This window comes from Streptomyces sp. SL06 (assembly GCF_058244745.1).
Window position 1 is genome coordinate 1124700 of record NZ_JBSYOT010000002.1, and the last position, 16641, is coordinate 1141340.

At 71.5% G+C, this 16641-nt stretch carries 14 protein-coding genes and 1 pseudogene; 11 read left to right on the forward strand and 4 right to left on the reverse strand.

The genetic code is table 11. The features are described 5' to 3' along the window. Window positions 1-14: 14 nt before the first annotated feature. Complete coding sequence (locus AC4IHM_RS05020; protein ID WP_490865873.1) at window positions 15-608, reverse strand: adenylosuccinate lyase; 594 nt, start codon at window positions 606-608, stop codon at window positions 15-17. Window positions 609-986: 378 nt separating this feature from the next. Here AC4IHM_RS05020 and AC4IHM_RS05025 point away from each other — a divergent pair, with 378 nt between their 5' ends. From AC4IHM_RS05025 to pssA, 9 genes and pseudogenes are all read left to right on the forward strand, one after another. Further along, window positions 987-2792 (forward strand): 3-hydroxyacyl-CoA dehydrogenase family protein, encoded by a 1806-nt coding sequence (locus AC4IHM_RS05025; protein ID WP_490865874.1) that lies wholly within the window; start codon window positions 987-989, stop codon window positions 2790-2792. Between the two features lie 154 nt (window positions 2793-2946). After that, a complete protein-coding gene (locus AC4IHM_RS05030; RefSeq protein WP_490865875.1) occupies window positions 2947-3759 on the forward strand; it encodes a TetR family transcriptional regulator in 813 nt (270 codons plus the stop codon). A gap of 332 nt (window positions 3760-4091) precedes the next feature. Continuing rightward, entirely contained in the window at window positions 4092-5429 is a 1338-nt protein-coding gene (gene ccrA / locus AC4IHM_RS05035) for a crotonyl-CoA carboxylase/reductase (RefSeq protein WP_490870765.1), read from the forward strand. Window positions 5430-5439: 10 nt separating this feature from the next. Beyond that, a pseudogene (locus AC4IHM_RS05040) lies at window positions 5440-7468 on the forward strand (protein meaA). After that, entirely contained in the window at window positions 7465-8427 is a 963-nt protein-coding gene (locus AC4IHM_RS05045; RefSeq protein WP_490865876.1) for an HpcH/HpaI aldolase/citrate lyase family protein, read from the forward strand. Before AC4IHM_RS05040 ends, AC4IHM_RS05045 begins: the two are co-directional and overlap by 4 nt. Before the next feature lie 5 nt (window positions 8428-8432). After that, on the forward strand, window positions 8433-8945 hold the full coding sequence (locus tag AC4IHM_RS05050; RefSeq protein WP_490865877.1) for a MaoC family dehydratase: 513 nt from the start codon (window positions 8433-8435) through the stop codon (window positions 8943-8945). Beyond that, a complete protein-coding gene (locus AC4IHM_RS05055) occupies window positions 8946-10151 on the forward strand; it encodes an acyl-CoA dehydrogenase family protein (RefSeq protein ID WP_490865878.1) in 1206 nt (401 codons plus the stop codon). A 170-nt stretch (window positions 10152-10321) separates the two neighbouring features. Continuing rightward, on the forward strand, window positions 10322-10978 hold the full coding sequence (locus AC4IHM_RS05060) for a phosphatidylserine decarboxylase (RefSeq protein WP_490865879.1): 657 nt from the start codon (window positions 10322-10324) through the stop codon (window positions 10976-10978). 61 nt (window positions 10979-11039) lie between these two features. Beyond that, window positions 11040-11822, forward strand: coding sequence for a CDP-diacylglycerol--serine O-phosphatidyltransferase (gene pssA / locus AC4IHM_RS05065; RefSeq protein WP_490870766.1), 783 nt, complete (start codon window positions 11040-11042; stop codon window positions 11820-11822). Window positions 11823-12018: 196 nt separating this feature from the next. Here pssA and AC4IHM_RS05070 read toward each other — a convergent pair whose 3' ends face one another. Beyond that, window positions 12019-13170 carry a glycerate kinase gene (locus AC4IHM_RS05070; protein ID WP_490865880.1) on the reverse strand — a complete coding sequence of 384 codons (1152 nt, stop codon included), beginning with the start codon at window positions 13168-13170 and terminating at the stop codon, window positions 12019-12021. 141 nt (window positions 13171-13311) lie between these two features. Here AC4IHM_RS05070 and AC4IHM_RS05075 point away from each other — a divergent pair, with 141 nt between their 5' ends. Then, window positions 13312-13806, forward strand: coding sequence for an NUDIX domain-containing protein (locus AC4IHM_RS05075; protein ID WP_490865881.1), 495 nt, complete (start codon window positions 13312-13314; stop codon window positions 13804-13806). A 41-nt stretch (window positions 13807-13847) separates the two neighbouring features. After that, window positions 13848-14597 carry an SIR2 family NAD-dependent protein deacylase gene (locus AC4IHM_RS05080; protein ID WP_490865882.1) on the forward strand — a complete coding sequence of 250 codons (750 nt, stop codon included), beginning with the start codon at window positions 13848-13850 and terminating at the stop codon, window positions 14595-14597. Between the two features lie 14 nt (window positions 14598-14611). Here the strand turns inward: AC4IHM_RS05080 and AC4IHM_RS05085 are convergent, their stop codons facing one another. Together AC4IHM_RS05085 and AC4IHM_RS05090 are read right to left on the reverse strand one after the other, a co-directional pair. Next, window positions 14612-15112: a methylated-DNA--[protein]-cysteine S-methyltransferase gene (locus AC4IHM_RS05085; protein ID WP_490865883.1), complete on the reverse strand. Its 501-nt coding sequence runs from the start codon at window positions 15110-15112 to the stop codon at window positions 14612-14614. Window positions 15113-15140: 28 nt separating this feature from the next. Beyond that, window positions 15141-16628: an AlkA N-terminal domain-containing protein gene (locus AC4IHM_RS05090; protein WP_490865884.1), complete on the reverse strand. Its 1488-nt coding sequence runs from the start codon at window positions 16626-16628 to the stop codon at window positions 15141-15143. Window positions 16629-16641: the final 13 nt, after the last annotated feature.

Below are 16641 nucleotides of genomic sequence, written 5' to 3' on the forward strand. Positions count from 1 at the left end.
CGGAGCCACGGGGTTCACCGCTGCCCGGGGATGCGTGCCAGCGCCCGTACGGCCGCCTGCGCGAGCGCCGGATGGGCCAGGGCGTCGTTCAGCACGGGGCCTGCCCGGTCGTCGCCGAGTGCGCCCAGGCCCTCCACGCAGGCGAGCGCCACGCGCCGGTACGGGTCGAGCGGGCGCAGCCGCCGCTCCAGGGTGGTGATCAGCGCGGGCACGGCCTCGGGCGCCCGCAGCTCGACCAGCAGCCGCACCGGGTGCAGGGCGTAGGCGACCCGCCGTTCGTTGGTGGCGAGGGTGGCGGCGGCGCGGGCGGTGCGGGGGTCGCCGAGCCGGGCGAGGGCGTGGGCGGCGGAGGCGCAGCGCGGCGGGTCGCGGTGGTTCAGCAGCAGTACGAGGGACTCGAAGGCCCGCCGGTCCCCCGCCATGCCGAGCCGGAAGGCGGCCAGTTCCCGGGCCCAGAGCGGGTGTCCGGGCTCGGTGAGCACGGCGGCCAGCTCGTCGTGGTCCTCGGTCGCCACGAGACGGTCGTACTCCGCCGGGGCCTCGGGCGCGTTCGACGCACTGGCCTCCGCCCGTAAGCGCTCCGTGAGCGATCGCAACTCTTCGTTCATGTCACCGAGGTTAGAGGCGCCGTCCGCCGCGTGGGACGTACATCACGAACACGGGGGGCTGGCGCGCTCGTTACCCGCGAGTTAGTCTCAAACGAGCGAGTCACCCACTCGTAGCAACCCTCACGGCGGTCTGGTGACGCGGCCACCGTGGGAGCAGAGCAGTCCGTTCGGTGCCTCGGGTACCGCAGTACGGCTCGGCCTCGGGACAGGGCCGGTCGGAGACCGCCGCCCGGCGGGCGTGTGCACGCCCTCCGCGACGGCACCGGGCGTGTGCGCCGGTCGGCCCGGCAACACCCGCACTCCTTCCTCACGCACCCGGTACGCCTCTTCGGCGACCGGACGTGTTCCCGTCGTCACCCTCATTCCTGGAGTCCCGCGATGGCCGCTCCCCTGTCCGACACCCCTCTGTCCCCGCTCCGGACCGTCGCCGTGGTCGGCCTCGGCACGATGGGCACCGGCATCGCCGAGGTCCTCGCCGGGGCCGGCCGCGATGTCGTCGGCATCGACATCAGCGAGGCGCAGGCCGCGAAGGCCCTCGCCGCGCTGGAGTCCTCCACCGCCCGCGCCGTCGAGCGCGGCCGCCTCACCGGGCAGGAGCGCGCCGGCGTTCTCGCCCGCGTCCGCGTCTCCACCGACCTGTCCGATGCGGCCGGCGCCGACCTGGTGATCGAGGTCGTCCCGGAGTCGTACGAGATCAAGCAGCGGGTCTTCCGCGAGCTGGACGGGATCGTGCGTGCGGAGGCGGTCCTGGCGACCGGCACCAACGCGCTGTCCGTCACGCGGCTGGCCGCCGACTCGGCCCGCCCCGAGCGGGTGCTCGGCCTGCACTTCTTCAACCCGGCCCCCGCGATGAAGCTGGTGGAGGTCGTCTCCTCGGTGCTGACGGCACCGGCCGCCGTCACGGCGGTCACCGACCTCGCCCTGGACCTCGGCAAGGAGCCCGTCGCGGTCGGCGACCGGCCCGGGTTCGTCGCGGACGGGCTGCTGTTCGGCTACCTCAACCAGGCCGCGGCGATGTACGAGGCGAACTACGCCTCCCGCGAGGACATCGACGCCGCCATGCGGCTCGGCTGCGGGCTGCCGATGGGCCCGCTGGCCCTGCTCGACCTGGTCGGCGTGGACACGGCGCGTACGGTCCTGGAAGCCATGTACGCCGCCTCCCGCGACCGTCTGCACGCCCCCGCCCCGATCCTCCGGCAGCTCAGCGAGGCCGGTCTGACCGGCCGCAAGGCGGGGCGCGGCTTCTACACCTACGAGGCGCCCGGCAGCGCGGTCGTCGTGCCGGACGCCCTGACCCCGCGGGAGAGCGGGGCGCCGGTCGCCGGCCGTCCGGTGCGCGCGGCGGGTGTGGCCGGTTCGGGCACCATGGCGTCCGGCATCGCCGAGGTGTTCGCCAAGGCCGGGTACGAGGTGGTGCTCGCCGCCCGCAGCGCGGAGAAGGCGCAGGCCGCCAAGGCCCGGGTCGGCAAGTCGCTGGCGCGCGGCGTCGACAGGGGCAGGCTGACCGCCGAGGCGGCGGCGCTGGCCCTGGAGCGGATCACCCCGACGGGCACCTACGACGACCTCGCCGGCGTGGATCTGGCCGTGGAGGCGGTCGCCGAGGACCTGGAGGTCAAGCGGCAGTTGTTCGCCACGCTGGACAAGGTCTGCAGGCCCGGCGCGGTGCTGGCCACCACCACGTCCTCCCTGCCCGTCGTCGCCTGCGCCCGCGCCACCTCGCGCCCGCAGGACGTGATCGGCATGCACTTCTTCAACCCGGCCCCCGCGATGAAGCTGGTCGAGGTGGTCCGCACGGTGCTGACGGCGGACGACGTGCACGCCACCGTCCGCGAGGTCTGCGCCAAGGTGCGCAAGCACGCCGTGGACTGCGGTGACCGGGCCGGGTTCATCGTGAACGCGCTGCTGTTCCCGTATCTGAACAACGCGGTCAAGATGGTGCAGGAGCACTACGCGACGCTCGACGACATCGACGCGGCGATGAAGCTGGGCGGCGGGTATCCGATGGGTCCGTTCGAGCTGCTGGACGTGGTCGGGCTGGATGTCTCGCTGGCCATCGAGAAGGTGCTGCACCGCGAGTTCCGGGACCCGGGGCTGGCCCCTGCGCCGTTGCTGGAGCATCTGGTGGCCGCGGGCTGCCTCGGCCGCAAGACGGGCCGCGGTTTTCGCGAACATGCCCGCCGCTGAGCGACCGGGCGGCCGTCCCCGGCCCGGGGAGGACCGGCGCGACCCTCCGCCGCCCTCCCCGGCCGGGGCACCCCACGGATCTTCTCCGCCCGCGCCGGGCGGAGGAATCCCCGGTCACGCGCATCGGTCCGGGCGGATGCAGTACGTTCGGGTCATGTCCCAGCCCGCCAGGTCCTCACGTACACCAGCCACGCCCGACGCGCCGGAGAGCGCGGCCGGCGGCCGGGCCGCCGCCCAGCGGCTCAAAATGCGCCGGGAACTGGCGGCGGCGGCCATGGAACTGTTCGCGGCCAAGGGGTACGAGGCGACCACCGTCGACGAGATCGCGGCCCAGGCGGGGGTGGCCCGGCGCACCTTCTTCCGGCACTTCCGCTCCAAGGAAGAGGCGATCTTCCCGGACCACGACGACACCCTGGTGCGCGCCGAGGCGGTGCTCAACGCGGCGCCCGCGCACGAGTATCCGCTGGACACGGTGTGCCGGGGCATCAAGGAAGTCATGAAGATGTACGCGGCCCAGCCGGAGATCTCGGTCGCCCGCTACAAGCTGACGCGCGAGGTGCCGACCCTGCGCGAGGCGGAGATCGCGTCGGTGGCCCGCTACGAGCGCCTGTTCACCCGCTATCTGCTCGGCCACTTCGACGAGCACGCGCACAACGGCGACAACGACGACCCGCTGCTGGCCGAGGTCGCCGCGTCCGCCGTGGTCACCGCGCACAACCACGTGCTGCGGCGCTGGCTGCGGGCGGACGGGCAGGGCGACGTGGAGGCGCAGCTCGACCGCGCCTTCGCGATCGTGCGCAAGACGTTCGGCACGGGCATCGGCGCCGGGCGCGCCACGTCCCCCGCCGCACCGCCGGCCGCGTCCTCGGCCGCCGTGCGGGGCGAGGTGCTGGTGACCCTCGCGCGTACCGACGCGCCGCTGCACGAGGTCATGCGCACCATCGAGCAGGCCCTCAAGGAGCGCTGAACCGCCCGGTCCGCCCGGTGCGAACGGCCACCCCCCGGGTGGCCGTTTTTGCATGTCAGTGCCCCTTTTCAACCACTCACTCACCCCCATTCGATCGATCATCGCTCATTTGTTACGTAAAGATTTCATCTGAGAGCATTTTCTGGCACTCAGTGCCTTGCGGGGTGACACGCGGTGTCATACGTTGAAGGTGTTCGGGCTGTCCCCGCACCCATCCCCCGCGCGCCCCGAACGCCTGCGTCACAGGCACTTTCACCATCCCTCTGCAGCACCGACGCAACCATCGGCGCTCCTCCCCCGGGGCGCTCACCGCCGGAGGCAACACCGTGACCGTGAAGGACATCCTGGACGCGATCCAGTCACCCGAATCCACGCCTGCCGACATCGCCGCGCTGCCGCTCCCCGAGTCGTACCGCGCGATCACCGTGCACAAGGACGAGACGGAGATGTTCGCGGGCATGACGACCCGCGAGAAGGACCCGCGCAAGTCGCTCCACCTGGACGAGGTGCCGGTGCCCGAGCTGGGACCCGGCGAGGCCCTGGTGGCCGTCATGGCCTCCTCGGTCAACTACAACTCGGTGTGGACGTCGATCTTCGAGCCGCTGTCGACCTTCGGCTTCCTGGAGCGCTACGGCAGGGTCAGCGAACTCACCCGGCGCCACGACCTGCCCTACCACGTCATCGGCTCCGACCTTGCGGGCGTCGTCCTGCGCACCGGCCCGGGGGTCAACGCCTGGCGGCCCGGCGACGAGGTGGTCGCGCACTGCCTCTCCGTCGAGCTGGAGTCCTCCGACGGCCACAACGACACGATGCTCGACCCCGAGCAGCGCATCTGGGGCTTCGAGACCAACTTCGGCGGCCTCGCCCAGATCGCCCTCGTCAAGTCCAACCAGCTGATGCCCAAGCCGGGCCACCTCAGCTGGGAGGAGGCCGCCGCCCCCGGCCTGGTCAACTCCACCGCGTACCGCCAGCTCGTCTCCCGCAACGGCGCCCAGATGAAACAGGGCGACAACGTGCTCGTCTGGGGCGCGAGCGGCGGCCTCGGCTCGTACGCGACCCAGTTCGCGCTGGCCGGCGGCGCCACCCCGGTCTGCGTCGTCTCCAGCGAGCGGAAGGCCGAGATCTGCCGGCGCATGGGTGCCGAACACATCATCGACCGCAGCGCCGAGGACTACCGGTTCTGGAAGGACGAGCACACCCAGGACCCCAAGGAGTGGAAGCGCTTCGGCAAGCGCATCCGCGAACTCACCGGCGGCGAGGACGTCGACATCGTCTTCGAGCACCCGGGCCGCGAGACCTTCGGCGCCTCCGTCTACGTCACGCGCAAGGGCGGCACGATCGCCACCTGCGCCTCCACCTCCGGGTACGACCACAGTTACGACAACCGCTACCTGTGGATGTCCCTGAAGCGGATCATCGGCTCGCACTTCGCCAACTACCGTGAGGCCTGGGAGGCCAACCGGCTCATCGCCAAGGGGAAGATCCACCCGACGCTGTCGAAGGTCTACTCCCTGGAGGAGACCGGCCAGGCCGCCCACGACGTGCACCGCAACCTCCACCAGGGCAAGGTCGGAGTGCTGTGCCTGGCGCCCGAGGAGGGCCTGGGCGTGCGCGACGAGGAGATGCGCGCCGAGCACATCGACGCCATCAACCGCTTCCGGAACGTCTGAGGGGCGCCGTATGACCGATCGTCACAAGGACCGGCCGTGGTTGATGCGGACCTATGCCGGTCACTCCACGGCCGAGGCGTCCAACGAGCTGTACCGGCGCAACCTCGCCAAGGGCCAGACGGGTCTGTCGGTCGCCTTCGACCTGCCGACCCAGACCGGCTACGACTCGGACCACGTCCTCGCCCGCGGCGAGGTGGGCCGGGTCGGGGTGCCCGTCGCACACGTCGGTGACATGCGCCGGCTGTTCCAGGACATCCCCCTGGAGCAGACGAACACCTCGATGACCATCAACGCCACGGCCATGTGGCTGCTGGCGCTCTACCAGGTGGTCGCCGAGGAGCAGGGCGCGGAACGTCACCAGGCTCCAGGGCACGACGCAGAACGACATCGTCAAGGAGTACCTGTCCCGGGGCACCCACGTCTTCCCGCCGGGACCCTCGCTCCGCCTGACGACCGACATGATCGCCTACACGGTCTCCCACCTCCCCAGGTGGAACCCGATCAACATCTGCAGCTACCACCTCCAGGAGGCGGGCGCCACTCCGGTGCAGGAGATCGCGTACGCGATGTCCACCGCGGTCGCCGTGCTGGACGCCGTGCGCGACGGCGGCCAGGTGCCGCGGGAGCGCATGGGCGACGTGGTCGGCCGCATCTCCTTCTTCGTCAACGCGGGCGTCCGCTTCGTCGAGGAGATGTGCAAGATGCGCGCGTTCGGCCGCATCTGGGACCGCGTCACCCGCGAGCGGTACGGCATCGAGAACCCCAAGCACCGCCGCTTCCGCTACGGCGTCCAGGTCAACTCCCTCGGCCTGACCGAGGCGCAGCCGGAGAACAACGTCCAGCGGATCGTCCTGGAGATGCTGGCCGTCACCCTCTCCAAGGACGCCCGCGCGCGTGCCGTGCAACTGCCCGCCTGGAACGAGGCGCTGGGCCTGCCCAGGCCGTGGGACCAGCAGTGGTCGCTGCGCATCCAGCAGGTGCTGGCCTACGAGAGCGACCTGCTGGAGTACGGCGACCTCTTCGAGGGCTCGAAGGTGGTCGAGGCGAAGGTGGACGAGCTGGTCGCCGAGTCCCTCGCCGAGATGGGGCGCATCGAGGAGATGGGCGGCGCGATGGCCGCCGTCGAGTCCGGCTACCTCAAGTCGCAACTGGTCGCCTCGCACGCCGAGCGCCGGGCCAGGATCGAGTCGGGCGAGGAGAAGATCATCGGTGTCAACGCCTTCGAGGGCACCGAGCCCAACCCGCTGACCGCCGACCTGGACACCGCGATCCAGACGGTCGACCCGGCGGTGGAGGCCCGCGTCGTCGCCTCGCTGGAGAACTGGCGGGACACCCGCTACCAGCCGCCCTTCAACCACCCCCGCCCCTGCAAGGCGCTGGAGAGGCTGAAGGAGGCCGCCAAGAGCACCGACAACCTCATGGAGGCCACCCTGGAGTGCGCCCGCGCCGGTGTCACGACCGGGGAGTGGGCCGGGGCGCTGCGCGAGGTGTTCGGCGAGTTCCGCGCGCCGACCGGCGTGTCGTCGGCGCCGGTGGCGGTCGCGGCCGAGGCGGGTTCGGCACTCGGCGAGGTCCGCCGCAGGGTCGACGCGACGGCGAAGGAACTCGGGGTCGGCAAGCTGCGCTTCCTGGTCGGCAAGCCCGGTCTTGACGGCCACTCCAACGGCGCCGAGCAGATCGCGGTGCGGGCCCGCGACGCCGGGTTCGAGGTGGTCTACCAGGGCATCCGGCTCACCCCGGAGCAGATCGTGGACGCCGCCCTCGCCGAGGACGTGCACGCGGTGGGCCTGTCCATCCTCTCCGGATCGCACGCCCAACTGGTGCCTGACGTGCTGGAACGGCTGCATGTGGCCGGTGCCACAGATATACCCGTGATCGCCGGTGGCATCATCCCCAAGGGTGACGCCGAACAACTGCGGGCAGCCGGAGTGGCCGCGGTCTTCACCCCGAAGGATTTCGACATCACCGGAATCATCGGCCGCATCGTCGACGAGATCCGGCACGCGAACAAGCTCGACCCCCTGGAGGTCCCCGCATGACGACAGTCAACCGCCTTCGCCCCCGGCGCTCCTGCCTCGCGGTGCCGGGTTCGAACCCACGGTTCCTGGAGAAGGCCCAGGGCCTCCCGGCGGACCAGGTCTTCCTCGACCTGGAGGACGCCTGCGCACCGCTCGCCAAGCCGGAGGCACGGCACACCGTCGTCAAGTTCCTCAACGAGGGCGACTGGACCGGCAAGACCCGCGTGGTGCGCGTGAACGACTGGACGACCGAGTGGACGTACCGCAACGTCGTGACGGTCGTCGAGGGCGCCGGGCCGAACCTTGACTGCATCATGCTGCCGAAGGTCCAGGACGCGCAGCAGATCGCCGCGCTCGACCTGCTGCTCACCCAGATCGAGAAGACGATGGGATTCGAGGTCGGCCGGATCGGCATCGAGGCGCAGATCGAGAACGCGCGGGGCCTGAACAACGTCAACGAGATCGCGCAGGCCTCCCCGCGTGTCGAGACCATCATCTTCGGCCCGGCCGACTTCATGGCCTCCATCAACATGAAGACCCTCGTCGTGGGCGAGCAGCCGCCCGGCTACCCGGCGGACGCCTACCACTACATCCTGATGAGGATCCTGATGGCCGCCCGCGCCAACGACCTCCAGGCGATCGACGGACCCTACCTCCAGATCCGCAACGTCGACGGCTACCGCGAGGTCGCGCGGCGCGCCGCCGCCCTCGGTTTCGACGGCAAGTGGGTGCTGCACCCCGGCCAGGTCGAGGCGTCCAACGAGATCTTCTCGCCGTCGCAGGAGGACTACGACCACGCCGAGCTGATCCTGGACGCGTACGACTACTACACCTCCGAGGCGGGTGGCAAGAAGGGCTCCGCGATGCTCGGCGACGAGATGATCGACGAGGCCAGCCGCAAGATGGCCCTGGTCGTCTCCGGCAAGGGGCGCGCCGCCGGCCTGCGCCGCACCAGCGAGTTCGAGATCCCGGAGGGCTGAGGGCGATGCAGTTCGGACGCACCTACGAGGAGTTCGAGGTCGGGGCGACGTACAAGCACTGGCCCGGGAAGACGGTCACCGAGTACGACGACCACCTGTTCTGTCTGCTCACCATGAACCACCACCCGCTCCACATGGACGCCAACTACGCGGAGAAGACAACCGACTTCGGCAAGAACGTCGTCGTGGGGAACTACGTCTACTCGCTCCTGCTCGGCATGTCCGTCCCGGACGTCTCCGGCAAGGCGATCGCCAACCTGGAGATCGAGTCGCTCAGGCACGTGGCGCCGACCTTCCACGGCGACACGGTCTACGGCCAGACGACGGTGCTGGACAAGTGGCCCTCCAAGTCGAAGAACGACCGGGGCATCGTGCACGTCGAGACCAAGGGCTACAAGCAGGACGGCACGCTCGTGTGCGTCTTCCGCCGCAAGGTGATGGTGCCGACCGAGACGTACATCAAGGAGCGCGGCGGCGAGCAGCCGGGCCGGCCCGAGCCGAAGGAACAGGGGAAGTAGATGAGCCGTCTCGCCCAGACCCACGGCCTCACGGACGTCCAGCGGGAGATCCTCTCCACCGTCCGGGACTTCGTGGACAAGGAGATCATCCCGGTCGCCACCGAACTGGAGCACCGGGACGAGTACCCGCAGGACATCGTCGACGGGCTGAAGGAGCTGGGCCTGTTCGGCCTGATGATTCCCGAGGAGTACGGAGGGCTGGGCGAGTCGCTCCTGACGTACGCCCTGTGCGTGGAGGAGATCGCGCGCGGCTGGATGTCGGTGTCCGGCATCATCAACACGCACTTCATCGTGGCGTACATGCTCAAGCAGCACGGCACGCGGGACCAGAAGGACCACTTCCTGCCCCGGATGGCCGCGGGCGACATCCGGGGCGCCTTCTCGATGTCCGAGCCGGCCCTGGGCTCCGACGTGTCCGCCATCTCCTCGAAGGCGGTGCAGGACGGCGAGGAGTACGTCCTGAACGGGCAGAAGATGTGGCTGACCAACGGCGGCACGGCGTCGCTGGTGGCCGTGCTGGTCAAGAGTGACGAGGGTCACCCCGAGGGGACCGCTCCGCACAAGTCGATGACGACCTTCCTGGTGGAGAAGGAGCCCGGGTTCGGCGAGGTCCGCCCCGGACTGACCATCCCCGGCAAGATCGACAAGATGGGCTACAAGGGCGTCGACACCACCGAGCTGATCATGGACGGCCTGCGCATTCCGGCCAATCGGGTGCTCGGGGGCGTCACCGGCCGAGGTTTTTACCAAATGATGGACGGTGTCGAGGTCGGCCGCGTCAACGTGGCGGCCCGCGGTTGCGGTGTCGCTCGGCGCGCCTTCGAACTCGGCGTCCAGTACGCCCAGCAGCGCCACACCTTCGGCAAGCAGATCGCCCAGCACCAGGCCATTCAGTTCAAGCTCGCGGAGATGGCTACCAAGGTGGAGGCGGCGCATGCGATGATGGTGAACGCTGCACGCAAAAAGGACTCGGGCGAACGAAACGACCTGGAAGCGGGGATGGCCAAGTATCTGGCCTCCGAGTACTGCAAGGAGGTCGTGGAGGACGCCTTCCGGATCCACGGCGGGTACGGCTTCTCCAAGGAGTACGAGATCGAGCGCCTCTACCGCGAGGCCCCGATGCTGCTCATCGGCGAAGGCACCGCCGAGATCCAGAAAATGATCATCGGCCGCCGGCTGCTCGAAGAGTATCGATTCCAGGGTTAGATGTCCGGATACGGGGTGTTTTCTTGGAGAAGAAGGTCACACCCCGTAGGCAGTGTTCGGCCGCCGACTCGGCTTCCTGGCTTACCCAGTTGTGGCGGAGAGCCGCTACGATCGCCGGAAAGCCGCCGTCCCCCGTCAGAGCGCGGCATCATCCGCTACGAAGGTCATCCATGCCCCACAGCCAAACCTCTGCATCTCGCGACAGCCTGGCCGGCGTACGCCTCGCGCGCGGAGCATCGCCGTGGCTTCTGCCGACCGTCGCCACCGCAGCCGTCAGCCTTCTCCGTGCCCGCCGCTCCGGTGCCGCCAAGGCCGTGGCCGTCCCCGCCACCGCGCTCGCGGCGGGGATGCTGTGGTTCTTCCGCGACCCCGAGCGCGAGATCACCCGGGGCCGGGTCATCTCGCCCGCCGACGGTGTGGTGCAGAGCATCATGCCGTGGAAGGACGGCCGTACCCGCGTCGCGATCTTCATGAGCCCGCTCAACGTCCACGTGAACCGGGCCCCGCTCTCCGGCACGGTGACGTCGGTCGAGCACGTCCCCGGTGGTTTCGTTCCCGCCTTCAACAAGGAGAGCGAGAACAACGAGCGGGTGGTGTGGCACTTCGACACCGAGCTGGGCGACATCGAGATGATCCAGATCGCCGGCGCCGTGGCCCGCCGCATCGTTCCCTACGTGCCCAGCGGCACGAAGGTCGAGCAGGGCGAGCGGGTCGGTCTGATCCGCTTCGGCTCGCGCGTCGACCTGTACCTGCCGGAGGGCGTCGAGATCGCGGTCGAGGTGGGTCAGAAGACGGTGGCTGGGGTGACTCGAATTGACCGTGATTGATCCACAGACCCAGACCGGGTGGGTGCCCGAGGCGGACGAGATGGACGAGATGGACGAGGAGATGCCCCTCTCGCTCCGCCTCTCGATAGCGGACACACTCACCCTCGGCAACGCCACGTGCGGCTTCATGGCGGTGTACTTCACCACCACGGGCATCCTCATCCCGCACCTCATGGGCAGCGACGAGTCGGGCATGGCCCGGCACAGCGCGGCCACCGCGGTCATCCTGATGCTGTGCGCGGCGATCTTCGACCTGTTCGACGGCCTGGTGGCGCGCAAGCTGCGCAGCTCACCCATGGGCGCCGAGCTGGACAACCTCTCCGACCTGATCAGCTTCGGGCTGGCACCGGCGTACTTCGTCCTCGTCTACGGCATGGTCGCGGACGACGCGCACCAGCGGGTGGCGGCGGTGGGGGCGATCGTGGTCCTGCTGGCGGTGGTGCTGCGGCTCGCGCGGTTCTCCTGCGTCACCGTCAAGGACGGCACGTTCCAGGGCATGCCCTCGCCGTTCGGCGCGCTGACGGTGGTGTCGATCGTGCTGCTCGAACTGCCCTTCGTGGCGACGCTCCTCGCGATCATCGGCACGGCCTGGCTGATGGTGAGCCGGGTGGAGTACCCGAAGCCGCGGGGGCGCCTGGCGGTGGCGATGCTGTCGTGGATCGTCCTGTCGATGGGTCTGCTGGCCGGCTGGGCCTTCGACGCGCCGAGCGCGCAGTTGCTCCTTCAGACGGGGTGCGCGCTTCAGCTGGTGATGGGGGCGGTGATCCCCCTGTTCGCCACCGCTCGCAGGGTGAACAACTTCCGTGACAATCGGCGGGAGGCGCGGGCGGCTCAGTTGCCGTAGCGCTCCGCTGGGTGGGGCCCCGGACCCGGGTGGGTTCGGGGCCCTTCGCTTTCCGGGGGGGGCCGGGGTTTGTGCGGGCCCCACTGGGGGCTCCGCCCCCAGACCCCCGGCCTTGCCCACCCACCGGCCGACTCGGTGGGCTTGAAAGGGGCCGCAGGGCCGTTCAGGCCGAAGCGAGGCTCTGAGGACCCGGGGCTCAGAGCAGGAAGTCCCGGGCGATGCCCTCGGCCACCCGTTCCAGGATCGGCCCCGCCTCCGCGACGCACCTCGCCACGTCCGGCTCGGCATCCGTCAGCGGATACGCCCGCCGGATCCCCGCCCGCCCCAGCGCCGCCGGCGGCAGCGCCAGCCGCCCGCACACCGCGACGACCTCCTTGCCCGCGGCCCGCGCCGCCGCGGCGACCCCCGCCGGGGCCTTGCCGTGCAGGGTCTGCTCGTCCAGCGAGCCCTCCCCCGTGATCACCAGGTCCGCCCGCTCCAGCGCCGGCGCGAAGCCGAGCACGTCCAGCATGACCTCGATGCCGGGCCGGAACCGCGCCCCGAGCAGCAGCGCGCCGTACCCGATGCCGCCCGCCGCACCGGCCCCCGGCGACGCGGCGAACCGGGCGGCCCGCGGGCCCACGCTCTCCTCCAGCACCTTCGCGAAGTGCGCGAGGGCCGCGTCGAGGCTCGTCACGTCGTCCGGTGAGGCGCCCTTCTGCGGCCCGTAGACCGCGGCGGCGCCCTTCGGACCGGTCAGGGGATTGTCGACGTCGCTCGCGAGCACCAGCTCGACGCCGGACAGCCGCGGGTCCAGGCCCGACAGATCGGCCGAGGCCAGCCCGGCGAGGCCGCCGCCGCCCGGCCCGACCGGAGTGCCGTCCTCGTCCAGAAACCGCGCGCCCAGCGCGGCCAGCATCCCCGCGCCGCCGTCGGTGGTGGCGCTGCCGCCGACCCCGAACACGATCGTCCGCGCCCCCGCGTCCAGCGCGGCCCGCAGCAGCTCGCCCGAGCCGTACGTGGACGCGGTCAGCGGTGCGAGGACACCGGCCGGCAGCCGCTGCAACCCGCTGGCCTCGGCCATCTCCACGACCGCGGTGCCCTCGCGCAGCGCGAACGCGGCCGTCACCTCGTCGCCGAGGGGCCCGGCGACCCGTATCTCCCGGCGCTCGAACCCGGCCGCGACCGCCGCGGCCACGGTGCCGTCGCCGCCGTCGGCCACGGGCAGCGCCTCGACCCGGACGTCCGGCACGGCGCGGCGCAGTCCGGCCGTCACGCGCTCGGCGACCTCGACGGCCGTCAGCGATCCCTTGAACTTGTCCGCGGCGACGAGTACCCGCCGGCCCCCGCGCACTTCAGCGTCAGCCACCTTGATCTCCTCTTGCTCATCGAGCCTTGCGCACGTCAAGGCAGTCGCGCCGCTGCGACCCTAACCGGAGGAGGCGCACGTCGTCATGCCCCTCCCACAGGGTGGAACCGGCGGGGCGTACGGGATGGTTACGCTTTCGGGATGACCACCTCTGACTACGCCACCTACATCGCCGGTCTCCCTCGCGTCCTCGCCGGTGCCGCCGCGCTCTTCCGGGACGCCGAGGGGCGGGTGCTGCTCGTCGAGCCCAACTACCGCGAGGGGTGGGCGCTGCCCGGCGGAACGATCGAGTCCGACGCCGGGGAGACCCCGCGCCAGGGCGCCTGGCGGGAGACCGTCGAGGAGATCGGGCTGGACGTACGGCTCGGCCGGCTGCTCGCGGTGGACTGGGTGCAGGGGCCGGGCCGGCCGCCGATCGTGGCGTACCTGTACGACGGCGGGATCCTGTCCGAGGACGACCTCAAGGCGATCCGGCTGCAGGAGGAGGAGCTGCTGTCCTGGCGGCTGGTGCCGCGCGAGGAACTGGGCACTCACCTCCTCGGCGCGCTGCACGGCCGGGTCCTGTCCGCGCTCGACGTACTGGCCGGGGGCTCGGGAACGGCGGAGCTGGAGAACGGCGTCCGGGTCGACCGATAACCGTTCGCCGGGCGCGCACCCGCGCCCCTACCCTCGACCGCATGACCAGCAAGCCCCTCGTCGCCATCCTGAGCGGGGCCGGCGTCTCGACCGACTCCGGCATCCCGGACTACCGCGGCCCCGACGGGCTGTGGCGACGCGACCCGGAGGCCGAGAAGCTCGTCACCCACGAGTACTACATGGGCGATCCGGAGATCCGGCGCCGCTCCTGGCTGATGCGGCGCGACACCGCGAGGCTGGGGGCCGAACCGAACGCGGCGCACCGCGCGGTCGCCGAGCTGGAGCGGTCGGGGGTACCGGTCCGGGTGATCACGCAGAATGTGGACGGCCTGCACCAGCTCGCCGGGCTGGCCGCCCGCAAGGTCCTCGAACTGCACGGCACCGCCCGCAGCTATGTGTGCACCCGCTGCCACGTCCGGGGGCCGATGGAGGACGCGCTCGCCCGGGTCGCGGCCGGCGAGGACGACCCGCCGTGCCTGGAGTGCGGCGGCATCCTGAAGTCGGCGACCGTGATGTTCGGCGAGCGCCTCGACCCGGTGGTACTGAGCGAGGCGACCGCCATCAGCAGGGCGTGCCAGGTGTTCATCGCCGTCGGCACCAGCCTCCAGGTGCAGCCCGCCGCCGGGCTGGCCGGCGTGGCCGCCGACCACGGCGCCCGCCTCGTCGTCGTCAACGCCGAACCGACCCCGTACGACGACCTGGCCGACGAGGTGGTCCGGGAGCCGATCGGCACCGCCCTGCCCGCACTGCTGCGGCGGCTGGCGGCGGGGAGTCACCCGGCGGGCGCCTGATCGCCGGGGAGCGGTCAGCCGCCCGGGAGCGGTCGGAAGAGCGCCGCTCCCCGTTCGAAGTCCAGCAGCCGCCGCTTGCGTTCCAGGCCGCCGCCGTAGCCGGTGAGGCCGCCGCTCGCGCCGATGACGCGGTGGCAGGGGACGATGATGCCGATCGGGTTGCGGCCGTTGGCGAGGCCGACGGCGCGCGAGGCGGTGGGGTTGCCGAGCGCGTCGGCGAGTTCGCCGTAGGTGCGGGTCTCGCCGTACGGGATCTCGCGGAGCCGGTCCCAGACCGCGCGCTGGAACGGGGTGCCGTTCAGGCGCAGTTCGAGGGTGAACTCCTTCAGGTCGCCGGCGAAGTAGGCCGCCAGTTGCTCCTCGGCCCCGGCGAAGGGCTGCTCGTCGGGGTCGCCGAAGGTCTCCTGCGGCGGGCGGTGGCGCTGGTCGGTCATGTAGAGGCCGCACAGGGTGCCGTCCTCGGCGACCAGGGTGAGCGGGCCGTACGGGCTGTCGACGACGGTGTGCTGTTTCACGGGTCTCCTCCGGCGGGCGTGCACGGGCTCATACGGGCAGGAAGTTGATCGGGTGGCTGTCGGTCGCCCACAAGTACTGGACCGCGTACGCCCGCCAGGGCCGCCAGGCCGCCGCGCGGGCGGTGAGGGCGGCCGGGGTCGAGGGCAGGCCCAGTGCGCCGGCGGCGCGGCGGACGCCGAGGTCGGTGGGGAGGAAGGCGTCGGGGTCGCCGAGGGCGCGCATCGCGATCACGTCGGCGGTCCAGGGGCCGAAGCCGGGCAGGGCGAGGAGCCGGGCGCGGGTCTCGGTCCAGTCGCACTCGACGCCCAGGCTGAGCGAGCCGTCGGCCAGGTGCGCCACGAGGGTCGTCAGGGTCGTGCGGCGGGTGCGGGGCATCGCGAGGGTGTGCGGGTCCACCGCCGCGAGGGCGGTCGCCGTGGGGAACAGGTGGGTCAGCCCGCCCCCGGGGTCGTCGACCGGGTCGCCGTGCGCGGTGACCAGGCGTGCCGCGTGGGTACGGGCGGCGGCGGTGGACACCTGCTGGCCGAGTACGGCCCGCACCGCGAACTCGGCCTCGTCCACCGTGCGCGGTACGCGTCGGCCGGGCGCCTTGTCGACGAGCGGCGCGAGCAGCGGATCGGCGCGCAGTTGACCGTCGACGGCCGCCGGGTCGGCGTCCAGGTCGAGCAGCCGCCGGCAGCGGCTGATGGCGACGGTCAGGTCGCGCAGGTCACTGAGGGTGAGGCGGCAGGCGATGTGGTCGGGGCGCGGGGCGAGGGCCACGGTGCCGTGGCCGTGGGGCAGGCGCAGGGTCCGCCGGTAGGCGCCGTCCCGCCACTCCTCGACGCCGGGTACGGCGGTGGCGGCGAGGTGGCCGAAGAGGTTGTCGGGGTTGAGGGGGCTGCGGAAGGGGAGGCGCAGGGACAGGGCGCCCGGGGTGGTGCCGGCGGGCGCGCGGCGCTTCGGCGCACGGGCGCGCAGCTCGCTCGGGCTGAGGGCGAAGACCTCGCGGACGGTGTCGTTGAAGGTGCGCACGGAGGAGAAGCCGGCGGCGAAGGCGATGTCGGCCATCGGCAGCGGGGTGGTCTCGACGAGCAGCCGGGCGGTCTGGGCGCGCTGCGCGCGGGCGAGTGCGAGCGGGCCCGCGCCCAGTTCCGCGAGGAGCTGGCGCTCGACCTGGCGGGAGCTGTAGCCGAGCCGCGCGGCGAGGCCGGGCACGCCCTCACGGTCCACGACGCCGTCGGCGATCAGCCGCATGGCGCGGGCCGTGAGGTCGGCCCGCCGGTTCCACTGCGGGGAGCCGGGGCCGGTGTCCGGACGGCAGCGTTTGCAGGCCCGGAACCCGGCCTGCCGGCAGGCCGCCGCGCTCGGGTAGAAGGCCATGTTCCCGGGCTTGGGCGGCACCACCGGACAGCTGGGCCGGCAGTAGATACCGGTGGTCAGGACGGCCGTGAAGAACCAGCCGTCGAACCGCGCGTCCCTGGACCGGACGGCGCGCACGCAGCGCTCGGTGTCGGTGTGGATTCCCGTCTGCATACGTCCAGGATGG